At 71.4% G+C, this 20,123-nt stretch carries 12 protein-coding genes; 9 read left to right on the top strand and 3 right to left on the bottom strand.

The window, feature by feature from the left end; translation table 11 throughout:
* Window positions 1–278: 278 nt before the first annotated feature.
* Window positions 279–1,724 carry an aldehyde dehydrogenase family protein gene (locus M8J74_RS10575; protein ID WP_249836133.1) on the top strand — a complete coding sequence of 482 codons (1,446 nt, stop codon included), beginning with the start codon at window positions 279–281 and terminating at the stop codon, window positions 1,722–1,724.
* Window positions 1,725–2,017: 293 nt separating this feature from the next.
* On the opposite strand, the gene M8J74_RS10570 is transcribed toward M8J74_RS10575, so the two are convergent.
* Window positions 2,018–4,876, bottom strand: a complete 2,859-nt coding sequence (locus tag M8J74_RS10570) for a glycoside hydrolase family 3 C-terminal domain-containing protein (protein WP_249836132.1) — start codon at window positions 4,874–4,876, stop codon at window positions 2,018–2,020.
* A 327-nt stretch (window positions 4,877–5,203) separates the two neighbouring features.
* Here M8J74_RS10570 and M8J74_RS10565 point away from each other — a divergent pair, with 327 nt between their 5' ends.
* The 7 genes from M8J74_RS10565 (at window position 5,204) to M8J74_RS10535 (ending at window position 14,537) form a co-directional block, all read left to right on the top strand.
* The gene (locus tag M8J74_RS10565) at window positions 5,204–6,907 is read left to right on the top strand and encodes an extracellular solute-binding protein (protein WP_249836131.1); all 1,704 of its coding nucleotides are present in this window, start codon (window positions 5,204–5,206) and stop codon (window positions 6,905–6,907) included.
* Between the two features lie 27 nt (window positions 6,908–6,934).
* Window positions 6,935–7,966 carry an ABC transporter permease gene (locus M8J74_RS10560; RefSeq protein WP_249836130.1) on the top strand — a complete coding sequence of 344 codons (1,032 nt, stop codon included), beginning with the start codon at window positions 6,935–6,937 and terminating at the stop codon, window positions 7,964–7,966.
* Window positions 7,963–8,898, top strand: a complete 936-nt coding sequence (locus tag M8J74_RS10555; RefSeq protein ID WP_372500149.1) for a carbohydrate ABC transporter permease — start codon at window positions 7,963–7,965, stop codon at window positions 8,896–8,898. Before M8J74_RS10560 ends, M8J74_RS10555 begins: the two co-directional genes overlap by 4 nt.
* A 77-nt stretch (window positions 8,899–8,975) precedes the next feature.
* Entirely contained in the window at window positions 8,976–10,970 is a 1,995-nt protein-coding gene (locus tag M8J74_RS10550; RefSeq protein WP_249836128.1) for a beta-galactosidase, read from the top strand.
* Window positions 10,967–13,162 carry a glycosyl hydrolase family 95 catalytic domain-containing protein gene (locus tag M8J74_RS10545; RefSeq protein WP_249836127.1) on the top strand — a complete coding sequence of 732 codons (2,196 nt, stop codon included), beginning with the start codon at window positions 10,967–10,969 and terminating at the stop codon, window positions 13,160–13,162. Before M8J74_RS10550 ends, M8J74_RS10545 begins: the two co-directional genes overlap by 4 nt.
* 38 nt (window positions 13,163–13,200) lie before the next feature.
* Entirely contained in the window at window positions 13,201–13,917 is a 717-nt protein-coding gene (locus tag M8J74_RS10540; RefSeq protein ID WP_249836126.1) for a glycoside hydrolase family 12 protein, read from the top strand.
* A 35-nt stretch (window positions 13,918–13,952) separates the two neighbouring features.
* On the top strand, window positions 13,953–14,537 hold the full coding sequence (locus M8J74_RS10535) for a chorismate mutase (RefSeq protein ID WP_249836125.1): 585 nt from the start codon (window positions 13,953–13,955) through the stop codon (window positions 14,535–14,537).
* Window positions 14,538–14,636: 99 nt separating this feature from the next.
* On the opposite strand, the gene M8J74_RS10530 is transcribed toward M8J74_RS10535, so the two are convergent.
* Both M8J74_RS10530 and M8J74_RS10525 read right to left on the bottom strand, forming a co-directional pair.
* A complete protein-coding gene (locus M8J74_RS10530) occupies window positions 14,637–16,676 on the bottom strand; it encodes a glycoside hydrolase family 31 protein (RefSeq protein ID WP_249836124.1) in 2,040 nt (679 codons plus the stop codon).
* A 97-nt stretch (window positions 16,677–16,773) separates the two neighbouring features.
* The gene (locus tag M8J74_RS10525) at window positions 16,774–17,790 is read right to left on the bottom strand and encodes a LacI family DNA-binding transcriptional regulator (protein WP_249836123.1); all 1,017 of its coding nucleotides are present in this window, start codon (window positions 17,788–17,790) and stop codon (window positions 16,774–16,776) included.
* Window positions 17,791–18,137: 347 nt separating this feature from the next.
* Here M8J74_RS10525 and M8J74_RS10520 point away from each other — a divergent pair, with 347 nt between their 5' ends.
* Entirely contained in the window at window positions 18,138–20,081 is a 1,944-nt protein-coding gene (locus tag M8J74_RS10520; protein ID WP_249836122.1) for an acyl-CoA dehydrogenase family protein, read from the top strand.
* Window positions 20,082–20,123: the final 42 nt, after the last annotated feature.

Here is a 20,123-nt window from a genome sequence, read left to right as displayed (position 1 = left end):
CGGCGCCCGGCCGGACGTGTCGCCCCCCGACGGGCGGGGTCGTGCCGGCCGGCGTCACCGGCAAGCCGCGCGCCCGCGGCCACCACGTCATGACCGGTGACCCGGATGTCCCGGTCACCCGGCCGCCGCCGAGGACACCGACGGCTGAGGTGCCAAACCGTAGCGCCGCTGGCCGGCACTGCTCCACCCTGGACAAACGCCTCCCCGGACGCCCCGCCCTACCGTGGACCCGAACGCCACGCACAGCACCCCCAACGGGAAGGGCCGGGATTCGCACAATGACTTCCACCACCGCCTTCTGGCTCGCCGGCCGCCAGGTCACCGGCGAGGACACCTTCGACGTCACCTCCCCCTGGGACGGCCACCTGGTCGGCAAGGTGAGCGTGCCGACGGACGCGCAGGTCGAGGAGGCCGTCGCCGCCGCGTACGCCGTACGCGAGGAGTTCGCCGCCACCCCCGCGCACGTCCGCGCCGCCGCCCTGGACCACGTCAGCCGGCGGCTGGCCGAGCGCACCGAGGACATCGCCCGGCTGATCTCCGCCGAGAACGGCAAGCCGATCAAGTGGGCGCGCGGCGAGGTCGGCCGTGCCGTGTCCGTGTTCCGGTTCGCGGCCGAGGAGGCCCGCCGCTTCAACAGCGGTGAGGCCCAGCGCCTCGACACCGACCTCGGCGGCCAGGGGCGGCTCGCGCTGACCCGCCGCTTCCCCAAGGGCGTCGTCCTCGGCATCGCGCCGTTCAACTTCCCGCTCAACCTGTGCGCCCACAAGGTCGCCCCCGCGATCGCGGCCGGCGCGCCCATCATCCTCAAGCCGGCGCCCGCCACCCCGCTGTCCGGGCTGATCCTCGGCGACCTGCTCGCCGAGACCGACCTGCCGGCCGGCTCCTGGAGCATCCTGCCGGTCGCCAACGACAAGATGCCCGCCCTCGTCCAGGACGAGCGCCTGCCGGTCATCTCCTTCACCGGTTCCGAGAAGGTCGGCTACGCGATCATGGACTCGGTGCCGCGCAAGCACTGCACGCTGGAGCTGGGCGGCAACGGCGCCGCGGTCGTCCTCGGCGACTACGCCTCCGACGCCGACCTGGACTGGGCCGCCACGCGCATCGCGACCTTCTCCAACTACCAGGGCGGCCAGTCCTGCATCTCGGTGCAGCGCGTCATCGCGGACGCCTCCGTCTACGACCGCCTGCTGCCGCGCATCGTCGCCGCCGTCGAGGCGCAGGTCACCGGCGACCCGTCCGACGACAAGACCGACGTCGGCCCGCTGGTCAGCGAGGACGCGGCCCGGCGCGTCGAGTCCTGGGTGAAGGAGGCCGTGGAGGCGGGCGCGAGCCTGCTCACCGGCGGTGACCGCGACGGGGCCTCCTACGCTCCGACCGTCCTCACCGACGTCCCGGCCGATGTGACGATCTCCTGCGAGGAGGTCTTCGGGCCCGTGCTGACCGTGCAGAGGGTGGCGGGCGAGGACGCGGCCTTCGCCGCCGTCAACTCCTCCAAGTACGGCCTCCAGGCAGGGGTGTTCACGCACGACCTGCAGGCCGCCTTCCGGGCCCACCGGGCGCTGGAGGTCGGCGGCGTCGTCATCGGCGACGTGCCCTCCTACCGCGCCGACCAGATGCCCTACGGCGGCGCCAAGCAGTCCGGCGTGGGCCGCGAGGGCGTGAAGTTCGCGATGGACGACTACACCTACGAGCGGGTGCTGGTGCTGACCGGCCTCGCGCTCTGAGGCACCCCGCACACCCCTGGTTGATGGGAACCGTTTCCAGCTAGGCTCCCAGGGCGTGCGTCGAAAGTCCCGTCGTCCGCCCGAAGGGCGGGCCCCGCGGCGTCTGGTGCGTGCGATCGCAAGGCGCCGGAGCGCCCTAATAGCGGAGCTATTCGGGCGTTTCGGCAACGCCGCGAGCGCGCGTGCCAGGCGTCGCGGGGCAGGCGGGACTTTCGACACACGCCCTAAAAGAGGCCCGGCACCGTTGCCTTCCGGTGCCGGGCCCCTTCATGTCGTCGGTCTGCCCCGGACCCTCAACCGGAGAAGCCGACGTGCGCGAGCCGCAGCGGGCCGCGCAGCCTCAGGTGCACGTCGTGCACGCCCTCGACGGCGACATCGGCGCCGAGCGAGGTGTAGTCGTACGGCGTCGCCGTGGCCGTGTCGAGGGTCAGTACGGCGAGCGGCGCGCCCCCGTCCAGGGACAGCTCCACGACTCCCGCACCGGCGACCGTGACGTCCACCCGCGTCACACCGTCCCCGAAGTCGCAGTGCCGGTAGACCAGTTCGGCCGTCCGGCCCTCCTGCGGTGTCACCGCGTCACCCGCGGTCCGCGTCCGGTCGACGATCAGGGCCCCGCTCTGCTCGTCGAAGTCGGCCCCCTCCAGGCCCCGGTGCGCCACGGGGCGAGGGGCGCCGGGCTCGCCGTCCAGCCGCAGGGTCGTCCGCAGCCGGACGTCCTCGCTGGAGGCGCCGACCAGCAGGTCGTAGCGGCCCGGCTCCAGGCGCCGGCCGCCCCGGGCGACGTCCCAGAACTCGAAGGCGGACAGCGGGACGTCGAAGGAGAGCTCCCTCCGCTCGCCCGGGGCGAGGGTCACGCGGTCGTGGGCGAGCAGCTCGCGGCGCGGACGGGGCACGGAGGGTTCCAGCGCGCGGGTGTACAGCTGGGGCACCTCGTCCGCCGTCATGTCCCCGGTGTTGGTGACGGTGAAGGTCACCCGCAGCGAGCCGCCGTCCACGCGGGCCGCGAGATCGCCGTAGGAGAACGCGGCGTAGGACAGGCCGTGCCCGAACGGGAACAGCGGCGTGCCCTCGAAGTACAGGTAGGTCTGGCGGGAGCCGATCACGTCGTAGTCGGGCAGGCCGGGCAGGTCGGCGTCGTCCGCGTACCAGGTCTGCGGCAGCCGGCCGGCGGGGGAGACGTCGCCGGCCAGGACGCGGGCGAGGGCGGTCCCCGCCGCCTGCCCGCCGTGCGCCGTCCAGAGCACGGCGGGCAGCGCCGACGTGTCCACCGCGTACGGATACGCCGAGACCAGCACCAGAGCCGTGCGCGGGTTCACCGCGCGGGCCGCGCGCAGCAGCCGCTCCTGCTGGGCGGGCAGCCGCAGCGTCGTACGGTCCTCGGTCTCGCGGCCGTTGATGTGCGGGTCGTTCCCGGCGAGGACCAGGACCGCGTCCGCCCGCTCGGCGACCCGCCGTACGGCCTCCTCGCCGCGCTCGACGACGACCCGCTCCCACACCTCCGGCCGCGGCCCGGCGGATTCCGGATCGCCGTCGGCAACCTTCACCCCGTCGGCGGCGACGCAGACGTGACGACCCGTGCCCAGATGCCGCAGGAGGTGACCGTGTTCGTGGGGTTCCAGGCGGAACGTCTCCTGGACGATCCAGCCGCCGGGCTGGTCCGCGGAGGCCCGCAGGTATCCGTCGTCGGCCACCGACAGGTAGCGGCCGTCGGGCGCGCGGAGGGTCAGCACGTCCTCGCCCCAGTCGATCAGGGCGAGTTCGGTGCCCGTGGCGTCGGTGGTCAGCGGGGGCAGGTCGGTGCGGCCGGCCAGCAGGGCCGGGTCGAGGGCGCCCTCGGCGCCGCGCACCCCGTCCGCCGCCTCGGGCGCCTCGGGCACGTGCAGGAAGGTCCCGGCGGAGGTCTTCAGGCGGATGCGGTCCACGCCCTCCGCGAACTCCACGCGCTCGGCGCCGAACCGCTCGTACAGGCCCTCCAGCGGGGTGGAGCGGTGCATCAACGTCCCGCTGTACCAGTCGAGTTTGCACTCGTCGGCGAGCAGGCCGACCACCGCGATCCGGGTGTCCGGGGCGAGCGGCAGCAGACCGTCGTTGCGCAGCAGCACGATCGCCTGCTCCGCCGCCTCCCGGGCCAGGGCGCGATGGGCCGGGGTGTCGAACTCCCAGGTGCCGGCGTGCGGATCGTCGTGCGGGTCGAACTCGCCGAGCCGGAAGCGGACGGAGAGCTGGCGGCGGACGGCGGTGTCGAGGTCGGCCTCCGTCAACAGGCCCTGTTCATACGCCCTTCTCGCCCGCCCCACGATCTGGGAGCTGTCCGTGCCGTGGTCGGTGAAGCTGTCCACGCCGGCGATCAGCGCGGCCGCCGTCGCCTCCTCGTGGGTGTCGAAGTAGTGCTCGTGATCGACCAGGTTGGACGGCGCGCCCGCGTCCGAGCAGACCAGCAGCTCCTCCTCCGTCCAGGCCCGCAGGTGCTCGCGCAGGTACGGGGAGACGTGGTTGGGGCGGCCGTTGACCAGGTTGTACGCCGGCATCACCCCGGCGACCGCGCCCGCCTGGACCGTCTCGCGGAAGGCCCGCAGGTCGTACTCGTGCAGCACGCGCGGGCGGACCGAGCTGGACGAGGTCGCCCGGTCCGTCTCGTTGTTGTGGGCCAGCCAGTGCTTGAGGACGGGCGCGGTGCGCCAGTACACCGGGTGGTCGCCGCGCAGGCCACGGGTGTAGGCCGTGGCGATGGCGGAGGTCAACCTCGGGTCCTCCGAGTAGCCCTCCTCGTTGCGGCCCCACAGCGGATGGCGCAGCAGATTCACCGTCGGGGACCAGACGTTGAGGCCCACGCGGTCGTCGTGGGCGCGCATGGCGCGGACCTCCTTGGAGACCGCCTCGCCGACCCGGCGCACCAGGTCGGTGTTCCAGGTGGCGCCGAGGCCGACCGCCTGCGGGAAGACCGTCGCCGGGCCCATCCACGCCACGCCGTGCAGGGCCTCCTGGCCGGTGCGCCAGGCGGCGATGCCCAGGCGCTCCACGGCGGGCGTGAACTGGTGCAGGAGAGCGAGCTTCTCATCGAGCGTCAGCCGCTGGAGCAGGTCGTCGATGCGCTTCGCGAACGGCAGGTGCGGATCGCGGAACGGCGGTGTGGACGGCGTCTGTTCGGTCACGTGGGGATCCCCTTGCGATGGAGCGGCCGGGCGCTTTCGAAGCGCTTCGATGCTCATTCGACCGACGGCCGGGTGTCAAGGGTCGCTCACCGACACTTCAAGCGGCGTCTGACGCACAGGTCGGCTGTGAGGGCTCCGAGGAATGTTGGGAGCGACCCTTGTGCACCCCTGGGTGTTCACCTAACCTCACACCAACATCGAAGCGCTTCGACTAGTACCGCGAGCCGCAGTCGTCGGAGGATCGCTTCAGCTCAGCCAGTTCCACTCGAGACACCGCAGCCGACGGCCACCGCCGGGTGTCCTGGTGCGCCATGAAGGGTTGACGCAATGACGCCGAACGCCGCTTCCGGTTCTTCCGGCTCCTCCGGACCCAGCCGCAGAAGCTTCCTCGCCTCCACGGCGGTCGCCACCGCAGCGGTGGCCGGCGGGATGCCCCTGCTCGCCGCCTGCGGTGGCTCGGACGGCGGGTCGCGCGGAGGGACCACCTCGGGCAAGAACGCCAAGAAGATCCTGCCGGCCTACGTGGCCAGCAACGTGGTGAGCCCGGACATCCCGTCCAAGAACGGCTCGTCCATGGGCTTCACCGGCAAGCTCGACGTCGGCACCCTCAAGACCTCGGTGCCGAAGAAGCTCGGCAAGGGCGGCAAGGTCACCATCATGTCGCCGTTCTGGGGTTCGCCGCCGAAGGGCGACTGCGCCTACTACACGGCGGCGAACTCCATGATCGGCGTCGACGTCCGGTGGCAGAACCAGGACGGCAACACCTACGACCAGAAGCTGGGCGCGGTCCTGGCCTCCAGCGACATCCCGGACGTGGTCGTCATCCCGGGCTGGAACATGACCGCCAAGATACCCAGCGCCATCATCGGCAAGTTCGCCGACCTCGGCCCGTACCTGTCCGGGGACAAGGTCAAGGAGTACCCGAACCTGGCGGCGATCCCGTCCGACGCCTGGCAGCGCTCCATCTTCGGCGGCAAGCTGATGGGCCTGCCGATGCCGGCGTCGTACGTGCAGAACATCGTGCCGCTGTACCGGCAGGACGTCTTCGACAAGCAGGGCTACGAGGTACCGAAGTCCGCCGACGAGTTCATGTCCCTGGCCAAGGAGATCACCAGCCCCCGGGCCAAGCGGTGGGCCTGCGGCGACATGAAGTGGACCGCGTTCAACACCTTCGGCGTGATCAGCGGCGGGGAGAAGGCGCTGAGCTGGACCGTGGTCGACGGCAAGATGACCCACCGCATGGAGACCCCGGAGTACCTCGAGGCGCTGGAGTGGACGCGCAAGCTGTTCGCCGCCGGGTACGTCCACCCCGACTTCAAGCTGGGCAAGAGCCAGGCCACCGACCCGAGCGCCAAGTTCGCCGCCGGCGAGTTCCTGATCTGGAACAACGACATCTCCAACTGGTACGGGCAGCAGGCCATCCAGGCGGCGCAGAACCCGGGCTTCAAGGTCTGGGGCATGGACCTGTGGGGCCACGACGGCGGCAACCCCGTGCTGTGGGCCGCGAACCCGGCGAGCATCTTCGCCTTCGTCAACAAGAAGGCCCCCGAGTCCGTCGTCCGCGACGTGCTGGCCGTCGCCAACGTCACCGCGGCGCCGTACGGCACCAAGGAGTGGATGATGACCAACTACGGTCAGGAGGGCACCCACTACACGCTCAAGAACGGCGTGCCCGTCAAGACGGACAAGGGCAACCTCGAAGTCGCCAACGCCTATGTCATGGTCGCGAGCCCCGCCTCGACCATCGCCCACCCCGACCTGCCCGACTACACCAAGGGCATGGTCGGCTGGCAGCAGCGGATGGGCGCGTTCACCAAGAAGTCGTCCTTCTGGGGCCTGCAGATCGTCGAGCCCAACCGCTACACCAACCTTACCAACGACATGGAGCAGTTGGAGGACGACATCGTCCGGGGCCACAAGAAGATGAGCGACATGCAGCAGTTCATCTCCGACTGGCGGAGCAAGGGCGGCGACAGGCTGCGCGACTGGTACAAGAAGCTGCTCGACGAGAACGGCACGGCGGCGAGCTGACCCGGTACCGAGGCAAGGAGATCCGCCGTGTCCCACAGCACGGTGCCTCGGAGGGCCGAGGCCAGCACACCGGTCCAGAACCCGGTGGCGTCCGGCGGCGCCACCGGTCCCCGGGAGAAGAACGAGCCGGGCAGGCCGAGCCTGCGGCTCAGGTTCCGGCGCGACCGCACCCTGCTCCTGATGACGGTGCCGGCGATCGTGCTCGTCCTGGTCTTCAACTACCTGCCGATCCTGGGCAACGTGGTCGCCTTCCAGGACTACGACCCCTACGTCAGCGACAACGGCATCGTCTCGATCCTGCACAGCCCCTGGGTGGGTCTGGAGAACTTCCAGCAGATCTTCCAGGACTCCGCCTTCTGGAACGCGGTGCGGAACACCCTGGTGCTCTTCTTCGTCCAGCTCCTGCTCTACTTCCCGATCCCGATCGTGCTCGCGCTGCTCATCAACAGCGTCGTCAGGCCCCGGGTCCGGGCGATCTCCCAGGCGATCCTCTATCTGCCGCACTTCTTCTCCTGGGTGCTGGTCATCGCCGTCTTCCAGCAACTCTTCGGAGGCGCGGGCCTGTTGTCGCAGCTGCTGCGGCAGCACGGCTTCGACGGGCTGGACATCATGACCGACCCGGCGACCTTCAAGTTCCTGGTCACCGCGCAGAGCGTGTGGAAGGACGCCGGCTGGGGGATCATCGTCTTCCTGGCCGCGCTGGCCTCGGTCCCGCCGGACCTCTACGAGGCCGCCGCGATGGACGGCGCCGGACGCTGGCGGCGGATGTGGCACGTCACCCTGCCCGCGCTGCGGCCGGTGATCGCGCTGCTGCTGGTGCTGCGCGTGGGCGACGCGCTGACCGTCGGCTTCGAGCAGATCCTGCTGCAGCGCGACGCCGTCGGCCCCGGGGCCGGGGAAGTCCTCGACACCTTCGTGTGGTGGAACGGCGTGCGCAATCAGGACTTCAGCTACGCGGCCGCCGCCGGCCTGGTCAAGGGCGTCGTCAGCATCGGGCTGGTGCTCGCCGCGAACAAGGTGGCCCATCTCATGGGCGAGCAGGGGGTGTACAAGAAGTGACCGCCGTGATGACGAAACCGGCACGCGAGGAGTCCCGTTGGGCCGCTCCGCCGCGGCCCTCCTGGGAGGAGGAGCCCAGTACGGCCGGAGTGGCGGGCAAGGGGCTCGTCCTCGCTCTGGCCTGCCTGGGCATCCTCTTCCCGCTGTGGATCGTGGTGGTCACCAGCCTCTCCTCGCGCAAGACCATCAGCGAGGCCGGCGGGCTGGTGATGGTGCCCAAGGGGATCACCTTCATCGCCTACAGGGAGCTCCTCGGCGGAGGACAGGTCACCCGGGCCGCGATCATCAGCGTCCTCATCACGCTCGTCGGCACGCTGTTCTCCATGGCCGTGTCGGTGCTGTGCGCGTACGGACTGTCGCGGACCGGCTCGCTGGGGCACCGCTGGATCCTGATGATCCTGCTGGCGACCATGTTCTTCAGCGCCGGTCTGATCCCGACGTACCTGCTCGTGCAGTCCATCGGGCTGACGGACAGCTATCTGGCGCTGATCCTGCCCAGCGCGATCAGCGTGTTCAACATCCTCGTGCTGCGCGGGTTCTTCATGGGCATCTCGCAGGAACTCATCGACAGCGCGCGGATCGACGGGGCCGGCGACTTCCGGATCCTGTGGCAGATCGTGATGCCGCTGTCCCGCGCGGTCCTCGCGGTGATCACCCTGTTCTACGCCGTCGGGTACTGGAGCGCCTGGTTCAACGCGTCGCTGTACCTGAACGACCAGGACATGATGCCGTTGCAGAACGTGATGATCCAGCTGGTGCAGAAGCAGCAGGCGCCGGTGGGGCTGGGGCAGGCCATCAGGACCGGGCAGCTGTCGGGGCTGGCCGTGCAGATGGCCGTGATGGTGATGGCGCTGCTGCCCGTCGCCGTGCTGTCGCCGTTCGTGCAGCGGCACTTCAAGAAGGGCATGCTGACCGGCGCGATCAAGGGCTGATCCCCTCGGTGGCGCCGCGGCCTCCTCGCGCCGGACCAGCGCCACGGTCCCCCTCTGCTTACGGATCGAGGTATGTCATGCTCGCGTTCCCACCCGGCCGTCGGGCCGCCCTGGCCGACGCCACCCGCGGCCGCATCCTCTTCGGCGGCGACTACAACCCGGAGCAGTGGCCCGAGGAGACCTGGCAGGAGGACGTCCGGCTGATGAAGGACGCCGGCGTCAACTCCGTCACCCTGGGCGTCTTCTCCTGGGCGAAGCTCGAACCCCGGCCGGGGGAGCGGGACTTCGGCTGGCTGGACACGCTGATGGACCTGATGCACGAGCACGGCATCGGCGTCGTCCTGGCCACCCCCACGTCCTCGCCGCCGCCCTGGCTCGGCCGCCTGCACCCCGAGACCCTGCCCCGCGACGAGGACGGCCGCACCGAGTGGTGGGGCGGCCGCCAGCACTTCTCCCACTCCAGCGCCGTCTACCGCCGGCACGCCGCCGCCATCACCGAGGACCTCGCCGCCCGCTACGGCCGCCACCCCGCCCTCACCCTGTGGCACATCAACAACGAGTACTGCACCTACGACTACGGCGACGAGGCCGCCGCCCGCTTCCGCCACTGGCTGCGGGCCCGCTACGGCACCCTCGACGCCCTCAACTCCGCCTGGGGCACGGCGTTCTGGAGCCAGGGCTACGGCGACTGGGAGGAGGTCCTGCCGCCCCGCCACGCCCACTACCTGAAGAACCCCGGCCAGGTGCTGGACTTCAAGCGGTTCACCTCCGACATGCTCCTGGAGTGCTACGTCGCCGAACGCGACATCGTCCGCCGGCACACCCCGCCCCACGTCCCGGTCACCACCAACTTCATGCCGCTGTGGGCCGGGCAGGACGCCTGGCGGTGGGCCGAGGAGGAGGACGTCGTCTCCGTCGACCTCTATCCCGACCCGCGCGATCCCTTCGGCGCCCAGCACGGTGCGCTCGTGCAGGATCTGACCCGCTCCCAGGCCCGCGGCCCCTGGATGCTGATGGAGCAGGCGGCCGGGCCGGTCAACTGGCGCGGAGTGAACCATCCCAAGCCCCGGGGCCTGAACCGCCTGTGGTCCCTGCAGGCCGTCGCCCGCGGCGCCGACGCCGTCTGCTACTTCCAGTGGCGCCAGTCCCGGCAGGGCGCCGAGAAGTTCCACTCCGGCATGGTCAGTCATGCGGGGGAGCAGGGGCGGACGTACCAGGAGATCAAGCGGCTGGGCGCCGAACTGAACCTGATCGGCGCTGCGGTGACGGGCAGTCACACCCGCAGCGACATCGCGGTCCTGCACGACTGGGACTCCTGGTGGGCCGGCGCCCACGAGGGCCGCCTGTCCACGCTCGTCGACCACACCCGGATCCTCACCGCCTGGCACCGCGCCCTCTGGCAGGCCCACCTCGCCACCGACTTCGCCCGTCCGGAACACGACCTGAGCGCCTACAAGCTCGTCGTCGTCCCACAGGCGTACGCCCTCACGGACACGGCGATCGACAACCTCCTCGCCTACGTCCGTGACGGCGGCACCCTCGTCGGCGGCTTCCTGACCGGCATCGCCGACGAGCAGGACCGGGTCCGGACCGGCGGCATGGACGCCCGGCTGCGCGCACTGTTCGGCATCCGCACGCTGCACGAGTGGTGGCCGCTGGAGGAGGGCGAGAGCGTCGGGACCGACGCCTTCCCCGGCGTCCTGTGGTCGGAGGAGATCGAGAAGGACGAGGAGGCCTCGGCGGAGGTCACGTACAAGGGCGGAGAGCTCGACGGGATGCCCGCCGTGCTGCGCAAGGGACGGGCGCACTACCTGTCCACGCTGCCCGAGCCGGACGCCCTGCGCGCCCTGCTCGCCGGGATCGCGGCCGGGGCCGGCGTCCACCCCGTCCTGCCCGCACTGCCCGACCAGGTCGAAGCGGTACGCCGGGGCGAGCTGCTGTTCCTGCTCAACCACGGCCGCGACACGGTGACCGTCGACCTGCCCGGCAGCCACCGTGACCTGCTCACAGGGACGGTTGTGGAGGGCCGGTGCACGCTGGAGCGCCACGGCGTGGTGGTGTTGCGCCCATGAACATCATGCACGGCACCTGGGAAGCACAACCCGCCGCGCGCTGGGAGGACGGCTTCCTGAGCGGCAACGGCCGACACGGCGCACTCGTGTTCGGTGATCCGAACGACGAGCGAGTGGTCGTCACCCAGCACACCCTGGTCCGCCCCAACGGCGGTGAGAGCGCCCGCCCGCCCCGGCTCGCCGACCTGCTCCCGCAGCTGCAGGACCGGCTGCTCGCCGGTGACCCCGACGCCGCCGAGACCTTCACCGACGGCCGCGACCTGCAATGGGTGCAGCCCTTCCACCCCGCATTCCAGGTACGGCTGCGCAGGGCGCCCGGCGACCCGCCGCACCGCTACCGCCGCGGCGTCGACTTCCCCACCGGCGTCGTGGAGGAGACCTGCGACGGCTGGCGCAGCCGCGTCTTCGTCTCGCGCGCCGACGACGTCGTCGTCCAGCAGGTCACCGCCGACGACCTGCACATCGCCCTGGACCACCGCCTGCCGAACGCCCCCACGCGGCTCGCCGTCGGCGACGGCGCCGTCCTCACCGCGGACGGGGCGCTGCTCACCCTGCGCGTCCGCTACCCCGGCGGCGACACCGCGTACACCGGGCTGACGCACGTCGTCGTCACCGGTGGCGTCACGACCCTCACGCCGCCCGGCGTCCGGATCACCGGTGCCGAGTCCGTCCTGCTGCTCACCCGGGTCCTGCGCCACACCGGCGAGCTGGACACCACCCCGCACGCCCGCGCCCTGCGGGACCTGCTGCCGGCCGATGCAGACCCGTACACCACCCTGCTGTCCCGCCACACCGCCCTGCACCGCACCGCCTACGAGCGCGTCACCCTCGACCTGGGCGCCGACCCCGCCGAACGCGCGCTGCCGGGCTCGGCACTGCTGACCCGCCCGGACAGCCCCGCCCTGCTGGAACGCCTCTTCGCCGCCGGCCGCTACCACCTGCTCTCCGCGAGCGGCCTGAACCCGCCGCGCCTGACGGGTCTGTGGACCGGGGACTGGGACACCGCCTGGTCCGGCGCCTTCACCAACGACGCCAACCTCAACCTCCAGACCGCCTCGGCCGCGACCGCCGCCCTCCCCGAAGTCACCGCCGCGTTGGCCGACCTGATTGCCCGTCAGCAGGACGACTGGGCGGAGAACGCCCGTACCGTCCTCGGCTGCCGGGGCGTCGTCGCCCCCGCCCACACCGACGGCGCGTCCGGGCTGTCGTACCACTTCAACCGCGAGTACCCGCTGCACCTGTGGACCGCGGGCGCCGACTGGCTGCTCAAGCCGCTCGTCGACCACGACGAGACCCGCGGCGAGCGCGACCCCCGCACCGCCGGCCTGCTCGCCCAAGTCGCCCTCTTCTACGAGGACTTCCTCAGCCGCACGGACCAGGACGGCCGGGTGGTCGTCGTCCCCTCCTACTCGCCCGAGAACCGTCCGGCCGGCTTCGGCTGGGGCGCGATCAACGCGGCCATGGACCTCTCGGCCGCCCGGCACGCCCTCACCACCGCCGCCGCCTACCACCCCGGCACCCCCGAGGCCGACCGCTGGCGCGCGCTCGCCGAGCGCCTTCCCCCGCACCGGGTCAACGCCGACGGCGCCCTCGCCGAATGGGCCTGGCCCGGCCTCGACGACAGCTACGACCACCGCCACCTCAGCCACCTCTACGGCGTCTGGCCCCTCGACGAGATCACCCCGTACGACACCCCGGACCTCGCGGCCGCCGCCCACCGCGCCCTCGAACTGCGCGGCGCCGAGAACGACTCCGCCCACGGGCATCTGCACCACGCCCTCGTGGCCGCCCGCCTGCGCGACGGCGAGCGGGTCGCGCACGCCCTCGGCCAGGTGCTGAACGGGGACTTCTTCCACGCCTCCCTGATGAGCGCGCACTACCCGCACCGCGACGTCTACAACGCGGACGCCGCCCACACCCTGCCCGCCCTCGTCGTCGAGACGCTCGTGCAGTCCACGCCCGACCGGCTGGTGCTGCTGCCCGCGCTCCCGGCGGCCTGGCCGGCCGGCCGGCTCACCGGCCTGCGCACCAGGTTCGCGGCCGAGCTCGACCTGACCTGGAGCCCGCAGGAGGTGACCGCGGTGATCCGCCCCACCCGGACCCGCCGCGTCGAACTCCGGACTTCCTCCGGCGCGACCCCGCTCGACCTCGTCGCCGGGGAAGACCACGTCCTCACCCTGGGGGCGTGGTGACCATCCGCGCAACTCCCCCCACCCATGGAAGGGACACCATGGCAGCACACACCGTCCGCCGCCGGATCACGATGGCGGTCCTCGCACCCGCCCTGGCGCTCGGCGCCACCGTCGGCCTCGCCTCCGCCCCCGCCTCGGCCGCCGTCTGGAGCTCCTGCGACCAGTGGGCCAGCACGACCCTGAACGGCTACACGCTCTACAACGACATCTGGGGCTCCGGCGCCGGCAGCCAGTGCATCTGGGCGAACTCCGGCACCAACTGGGGCGTCTACGCCAACCACCCCAACACCGGCGGCATCAAGTCCTACCCCAACGCCACGAAGGCGATCAACAAGTCGATCACGTCGCTGGGTTCCCTCTCCAGCGCCTACAACGTCACCGTCCCGTCGTCCGGCGCCTACGAGACCGCCTACGACATCTGGGACACCAACCACCAGTACGAGATCATGCTCTGGATGAACAAGACCGGAGCCGTCGGTCCGCTCGGCACCTCGCAGGGCAACGTCACGCTGGGCGGCCACACCTGGACCGTCTACAAGGGCAGCAACGGCTCCAACGAGGTGTTCTCGTTCGTCCGCACGTCCAACTCCAGCTCCGGCACCGTCAACATCCTGCCGATCCTGAAGTGGATCAAGGACACCAAGGGCTGGTTCGGCAACGTCACCATCGGCGACCTGCAGTTCGGCTTCGAGATCACGTCCTCGTCCGGTGGCCTGAACTTCACCGTCAACAGCGAAAGCGTCAGCAGTAGTTGACCCGATTGCGGTCGGGGGTGGGGTTTCATGGGCGCATGCGCATCTCCACCCCCCACCGCACCGTCCTGACCGCCGCCGCCGTACTGCTCGCCGTGCCGGGCACCGCGGCGGCGGCCTCCGCGGACGGCCGGCACCCGGCCGACGGCCTGCTGCCGGTCGCCGCCCTCGCCGCCGACCGCCTCGCCACCGCCGACCTGGTCGCGGCCGCCAAGTGGGGCACCGACAGCCCCATCGACGACCCGGCGCGCGAACAGCAGGTCCTCGACACCGTCGCCGCCCAGGCCCAGCAGATCGGCGCCGACCCCGACGAGATGCGGCGCGTGTTCCGCGACCAGATCGAGGCCAACAAACTCGTCCAGCGCGCGCTGTTCGCCGAGTGGACCGCCCACCCCGACCGGGCCCCGACCACCAAGCCCGACCTGAGCGTCGTCCGCGCGACCATCAACCGCATCAACACCGACCTGGTCCGGTCCCTGGCGGACACCACGCCCGAGCGCGTCTCCCCGAGCTGCGGGCCCGAACTGTTGGTCGCCGCCGTCGAGGTCCACCACGAAAAGCACCAGGACCTGCTGCACACGACGGCCCTGGCCCGCTCCCTGGCCCACATCTGCCGCGACTGACCCCACGGACCGGATGAGGGGACCGCCGGCCCCGCGCCCCTTGGGGGCGCGGGGAACTGCGCGACAAGCCACGACGACGCGGCAGCCGCCCGACGCCGCTCAGCCCCGCACGGGCAATCGCGCCCCGTCCCGCAGGAACAGCGGAATGCGGTCCAGCGGGGCGTCGACGGTGACGCGGGCACCGCCCTCGTACGTCTGCCCCGTCCACGCGTCCGTCCAGGTCGCGCCCGCCGGCAGATAGGCCGTACGGGCCGTCGCGCCCGCCGTCAGCACCGGCGCCACCAGCAGGTCCCGCCCGAACAGGTACGCGTCGTCGACCGACCAGGCCGCCGAGTCCTCCGGGAACTCCAGGAACAGCGGCCGCATCACCGGCAGCCCCTCCTCGTGCGCCTCCCGCATGACCTGGAGCACGTACGGCTTCAGACGCTCGCGCAGGCGCAGGTACCGCTCCAGGATGGCGCCCGCCTCTTCGCCGTAGGACCACACCTCGTTCGGGCCGCCGGTCATCTCCGGCCCGAGCGGCATGCCCGGGTCGCGGAAGCCGTGCAGCCGCATCAGCGGGGACAGCGCCCCGAACTGGAACCAGCGGACCATGACCTCGCGGTACGCCGGGTCGTCCGGGTCGCCGCCGTGGAAGCCGCCGATGTCCGTGTTCCACCAGGGGATGCCGGACAGCGCGGTGTTGAGCCCGGCCGCGATCTGCCGGCGCAGCGTCGGGAAGTCGGTGCCGATGTCACCCGACCACAAGGCGGCGCCGTAGCGCTGACTGCCCGCCCACGCCGAACGGTTGAGGGTGACGACCTCCTCGCCCTCGGCGACCAGGCCCTCGTGGAACGTCCGGGAGTTCTCGGCCGGGTAGAGGTTGCCGACCTCCAGCCCCGGCCCCGCCCAGTACCGCAGGTTCTCCTGGAAGCCCGGCTTCAGCTCCGGCTCGCACGCGTCCAGCCAGAACGCCGTGATGCCGTACGGCACCAGGTAGTTGTCCCGCACCTTCGACCACACGAACGCGCGCGCGTCCGGGTTCGTGGCGTCGTAGAAGGCGACCTGCACCGTGGAGGCGACGCCCTTGTCCGGCCAGTCGGCGTGCGCCATCGGGCCGTACTGGGTGCCGACGAAGTGGCCGCGCTGCTCCATCACGGGGTGGTTCTCCGACAGCGGCGACACCGACGGCCACACGCTCACCACCAACTTGACGCCCAGCTCGTCCAGTTCGCGGACCATCGCCGCCGGGTCCGGCCACTCGGCCGGGTCGAACTTCCACTCGCCCAGGTGCGTCCAGTGGAAGAAGTCGCAGACGATCGCCGAGATCGGCAGCCCCCGGCGCTTGTACTCCCGTGCCACGGCGAGGAGTTCGTCCTGGGTGCGGTAGCGCAGCTTGCACTGCCAGAAGCCCGCCGCCCACTCCGGCAGCATCGGCGTACGCCCGGTCACCGCGCTGTAGCGGCGCTGGCCGTCGGCCGGGGAGCCGGCCGTGATCCAGTAGTCGATCTGCCGGGCGGAGTCGGCCACCCACCGGGTGCCGTTGCCCGCCAGCTCCACCCGGCCGATCGCCGGGTTGTTCCACAGCAGGGTGTAGCCGCGGCTGGAGGTCAGCACCGGGACGGTGACCTCGGCGTTGCGCTGGACCAGGTCCAGGACCAGGCCCTTCTGGTCCAGGCGGCCGTGCTGGTGCTGGCCCAGGCCGAACAGCTTCTCGTCGTCGTAGGCGGCGAACCGCTGCTCCAGCCGGTGGTGGCCGTTGCCGACGGCCGTGTACAGCCGCGAGCCCGGCCACCAGAAGTGGGCGCGCTCCTCGGACAGCAGCTCCCCGAGGTCGTCGGTGCGCAGGAACCGGACCAGGCCCTCGGCGGTGACCTGCACCGTCAGCGTGCCGACCGTCAGCCGCCCCTCGCCGTCGGCGATCTTGACGCTGCTCTCGGTGGCCGGCGCCTCGTCGAGGAGGGCGCCCGGCAGGCCGTGCAGGATGGGGCCGCCGAGCCGCGCCCGGACCCGGACCGCGTCCGGGCCCCACGGCTCGACACGGAGGGTCTCCTGGCGGCCGCTCCACTCCAGCGCGCCGTCCCGTTCGCGGAAGGTGCCGACGGTGGGGGACGACTGCGCGAGCGAGACCTGGTTCTGGTTTCCGGCAGGCTGATTCACGAAGGGTGCTCCCGAAAGGACATGTCCCGGGCCGGGACACGGTGGTGCCCCGCAGGGCGATGGAAGGCGGGTCTCAGGAAGAGCCGGAGGGCGGGTCTTACGAAGAGCCGGAGGGCGCCGGACCCGTGCTCGCCCGCACCGTCAGCTCCGGTGCGATCAGCACGACGTCGTCCGTGCCGCGGCCGTCGAGCTTGGCGACCAGGTACTCCACGGCGTACCGGCCCATCTCCTGCGCCGGGATGGCCACGGACGTCAGCCGCACCGAGGCCTGCACGGCCACCTGCTCCGGGCAGACCGCCACCACGGACACGTCCTCGGGGACGGCCCGGCCCTGCTGGCGCAGCAGCGCGAGCATCGGCTCGACCGCCGACTCGTTCTGCACGACGAACCCCGTCGTGCCGGGGCGCTCGTCGAGGATGCGGGCGAGGGTGACGGCCGTCGCGTCGTACCCGCCCTCGCACGGCCGGTGCAGCAGCCGTACGCCCAGCTCCTGGGCGCGCGACCGCAGTCCGTCGAGGGTGCGCTCGGCGAAGCCGGTGTGCCGCTCGTAGACCGCGGGCGCCTCGCCGATGACAGCGATGTCGCGGTGCCCGAGCATCGCCAGATGCTCCACGCACAGGGCGCCCGTCGCCCGGAAGTCCAGGTCCACACAGGTGAGACCGGACGTGTCGGCGGGCAGCCCGATCAGGACCGACGGCTGGTCGGTGCCGCGCAGCAACGGCAGCCGCTCGTCGTCGAGTTCGACGTCCATCAGGATCATCGCGTCGGCCAGCCCGCTGCCGGTCACCCGGCGCACGGCGTCCGGACCCTCCTCGCCGGTCAGCAGCAGGACGTCGTACCCGTGGTTGCGGGCCGTCGTGGCCACCGCGATGGCGATCTCCATCATCACCGGCACGTACATGTCGGTGCGCAGCGGGACCATCAGCGCGATGATGTTCGACCTGCTGCTGGCCAGCGCCCGCGCGCCCGCGTTCGGGTGGTAGCCCAGTTCGCGGATGCTCTGCTCGACCCGCTGCCGGGTGGTCGTGGAGATGGACCGCTTGCCACTGAGGACATAGCTCACCGTGCTCGCCGAGACTCCGGCGTGCTGGGCGACCTCGGCGAGGGTGACCATCCAGCTCTCCCAGCGGTGTGAAGCGCTTCGACACTGCGCATGACGTTCAGGGGTGGGTGTGAGGGTGGTTCGACACTAGCTCCGGCACGGGCGGGTGTCCAGAGTTCATCGAAGCGCTTCGACAGCTTTTCCTCCGCGGAGGACGCCGGTGCCGTGGGGGTCTGCACGAACCGTCTCCCGGTAAGGGCTTCCGGCGCAACACCGCGGAGCGGACCGCCGGGCATCTCTTCGGCCGAACGGCTGCACGCGGGGTGGTGGGGGCGCCCGGGATCGGGTACATACGATCGGGTAGCACCCGTCGGTAACCATAACGGCCCAAGATCCCGATTCGCGGCGAGGTGAGCCTCATGTCCGCCAGTCCCTCCGAGTCCGCTGGACGCCCCACCGTCTCCGAACGTGAGGCCCGTCAGGTGGCGGAGGCCGCCCGGGAACAGGAATGGCGCAAGCCCAGCTTCGCCAAGGAACTGTTCCTCGGCCGCTTCCGGCTCGACCTGGTCCACCCCCATCCCACCCCCTCCACCGAGGCAGCCCAGCGCGGCGAGGAGTTCCTCGCCAAACTCCGCGACTTCTGCGAGACGAAGGTCGACGGCGCGCTGATCGAGCGCGAGGGCCGCATCCCCGACGAGGTCATCAACGGCCTCAAGGAGCTCGGCGCCCTCGGCATGAAGATCGACACCAAGTACGGCGGCCTCGGCCTGACCCAGGTCTACTACAACAAGGCCCTGGCCCTGGTCGGTTCCGCCAGCCCGGCCATCGGCGTCCTGCTCTCCGCCCACCAGTCGATCGGCGTGCCCCAGCCGCTCAAGCTGTTCGGCACCGACGAGCAGCGGGAGCGGTTCCTGCCGCGGTGCGCCCGCACCGACATCAGCGCCTTCCTCCTCACCGAGCCCGACGTCGGCTCCGACCCGGCCCGGCTCGCCACCTCCGCCGTACCCGAGGGGGACGACTACGTCCTCGACGGGGTGAAGCTGTGGACCACCAACGGCGTCGTCGCCGACCTGCTGGTCGTCATGGCCCGGGTGCCGAAGAGCGAGGGACACAAGGGCGGCATCACCGCCTTCGTCGTCGAGACCAACTCGCCCGGCGTCACCGTCGAGAACCGCAACGCCTTCATGGGCCTGCGCGGCATCGAGAACGGCGTCACCCGCTTCCACCAGGTCCGCGTCCCCGCCGCCAACCGCATCGGCCCCGAGGGCGCCGGCCTCAAGATCGCGCTGACCACCCTCAACACCGGCCGCCTCTCCCTGCCCGCCTCCTGCGTCGGCGCCGGCAAGTGGTGCCTGAAGATCGCACGCGAGTGGTCGGCGGCCCGCGAGCAGTGGGGCAAGCCGATCGCCCAGCACGAGGCCGTCGGCGCGAAGATCTCCTTCATCGCGGCGACCACCTTCGCCCTGGAGGCCGTGCTCGACCTCTCCTCGCAGATGGCCGACGAGAACCGCAACGACATCCGCATCGAGGGCGCGCTCGCCAAGCTGTTCGCCTCCGAGATGGGCTGGAGGATCGCCGACGAACTGGTCCAGATCCGCGGCGGCCGCGGCTTCGAGACCGCCGAGTCCCTCGCGGCGCGCGGCGAACGCGCCGTCCCCGCCGAACAGGTCCTGCGCGACCTGCGCATCAACCGCATCTTCGAGGGCTCGACGGAGATCATGCACCTCCTCATCGCCCGCGAGGCCGTCGACGCCCACCTCTCCGTCGCCGGCGACCTGATCGACCCCGACAAGTCCCTCCAGGACAAGGCCAAGGCGGGCGCCAACGCCGGCGTCTTCTACGCCAAGTGGCTGCCCAAGCTCGTCGCCGGACCCGGACAACTCCCGGTCTCCTACGGCGAGTTCAAGCACGAGGTCGACCTCTCGCCGCATCTGCGCTACGTCGAGCGGCACGCCCGCAAGCTCGCCCGCTCCACCTTCTACGCCATGTCCCGCTGGCAGGGGAAGATGGAGACCAAGCAGGGCTTCCTCGGCCGGATCGTCGACATCGGCGCCGAACTGTTCGCGATGAGCGCCGCCTGCGTCCGCGCCGAACTCCTGCGCAGCCAGGGCGACCACGGCCGCGAGGCCTACCAGCTCGCCGACGCCTTCTGCCGCCAGGCCCGCATCCGCGTCGCGGAACTCTTCGACCGCCTGTGGACCAACACCGACGACGTCGACCGCACCGTGGTCAAGGGCGTCATGTCCGGCACCTACGCATGGCTGGAGGAAGGCGTCGTCGACCCCTCCGGCGACGGCCCGTGGATCGCCGAGACGGCACCCGGACCGTCGAAGAAGGACAACGTCCACCGGCCGATCCGCTGACCGGCGGGGAACAGCGCGTCCCCCAGGACCCCCCGTGCGGGG

Origin of the sequence: Streptomyces panaciradicis (assembly GCF_023516615.1) — a bacterium.
GTDB lineage: Bacteria > Actinomycetota > Actinomycetes > Streptomycetales > Streptomycetaceae > Streptomyces > Streptomyces panaciradicis.
This window is presented reverse-complemented; position numbering and strand designations above follow the sequence as displayed.

What these genes read in the sequence shown, in the direction of transcription:
- M8J74_RS10575 (WP_249836133.1), top strand. Translation starts at nt 279, where the DNA reads ATGACTTCCACCACCGCCTTCTGGCTCGCCGGCCGCCAGGTCACCGGC.
- M8J74_RS10520 (WP_249836122.1), top strand. Translation starts at nt 18,138, where the DNA reads ATGTCCGCCAGTCCCTCCGAGTCCGCTGGACGCCCCACCGTCTCCGAA.
- M8J74_RS10540 (WP_249836126.1), top strand. Translation starts at nt 13,201, where the DNA reads ATGGCAGCACACACCGTCCGCCGCCGGATCACGATGGCGGTCCTCGCA.
- M8J74_RS10565 (WP_249836131.1), top strand. Translation starts at nt 5,204, where the DNA reads ATGACGCCGAACGCCGCTTCCGGTTCTTCCGGCTCCTCCGGACCCAGC.
- M8J74_RS10535 (WP_249836125.1), top strand. Translation starts at nt 13,953, where the DNA reads ATGCGCATCTCCACCCCCCACCGCACCGTCCTGACCGCCGCCGCCGTA.
- M8J74_RS10525 (WP_249836123.1), bottom strand. Translation starts at nt 17,790, where the DNA reads ATGGTCACCCTCGCCGAGGTCGCCCAGCACGCCGGAGTCTCGGCGAGC.
- M8J74_RS10545 (WP_249836127.1), top strand. Translation starts at nt 10,967, where the DNA reads ATGAACATCATGCACGGCACCTGGGAAGCACAACCCGCCGCGCGCTGG.
- M8J74_RS10550 (WP_249836128.1), top strand. Translation starts at nt 8,976, where the DNA reads ATGCTCGCGTTCCCACCCGGCCGTCGGGCCGCCCTGGCCGACGCCACC.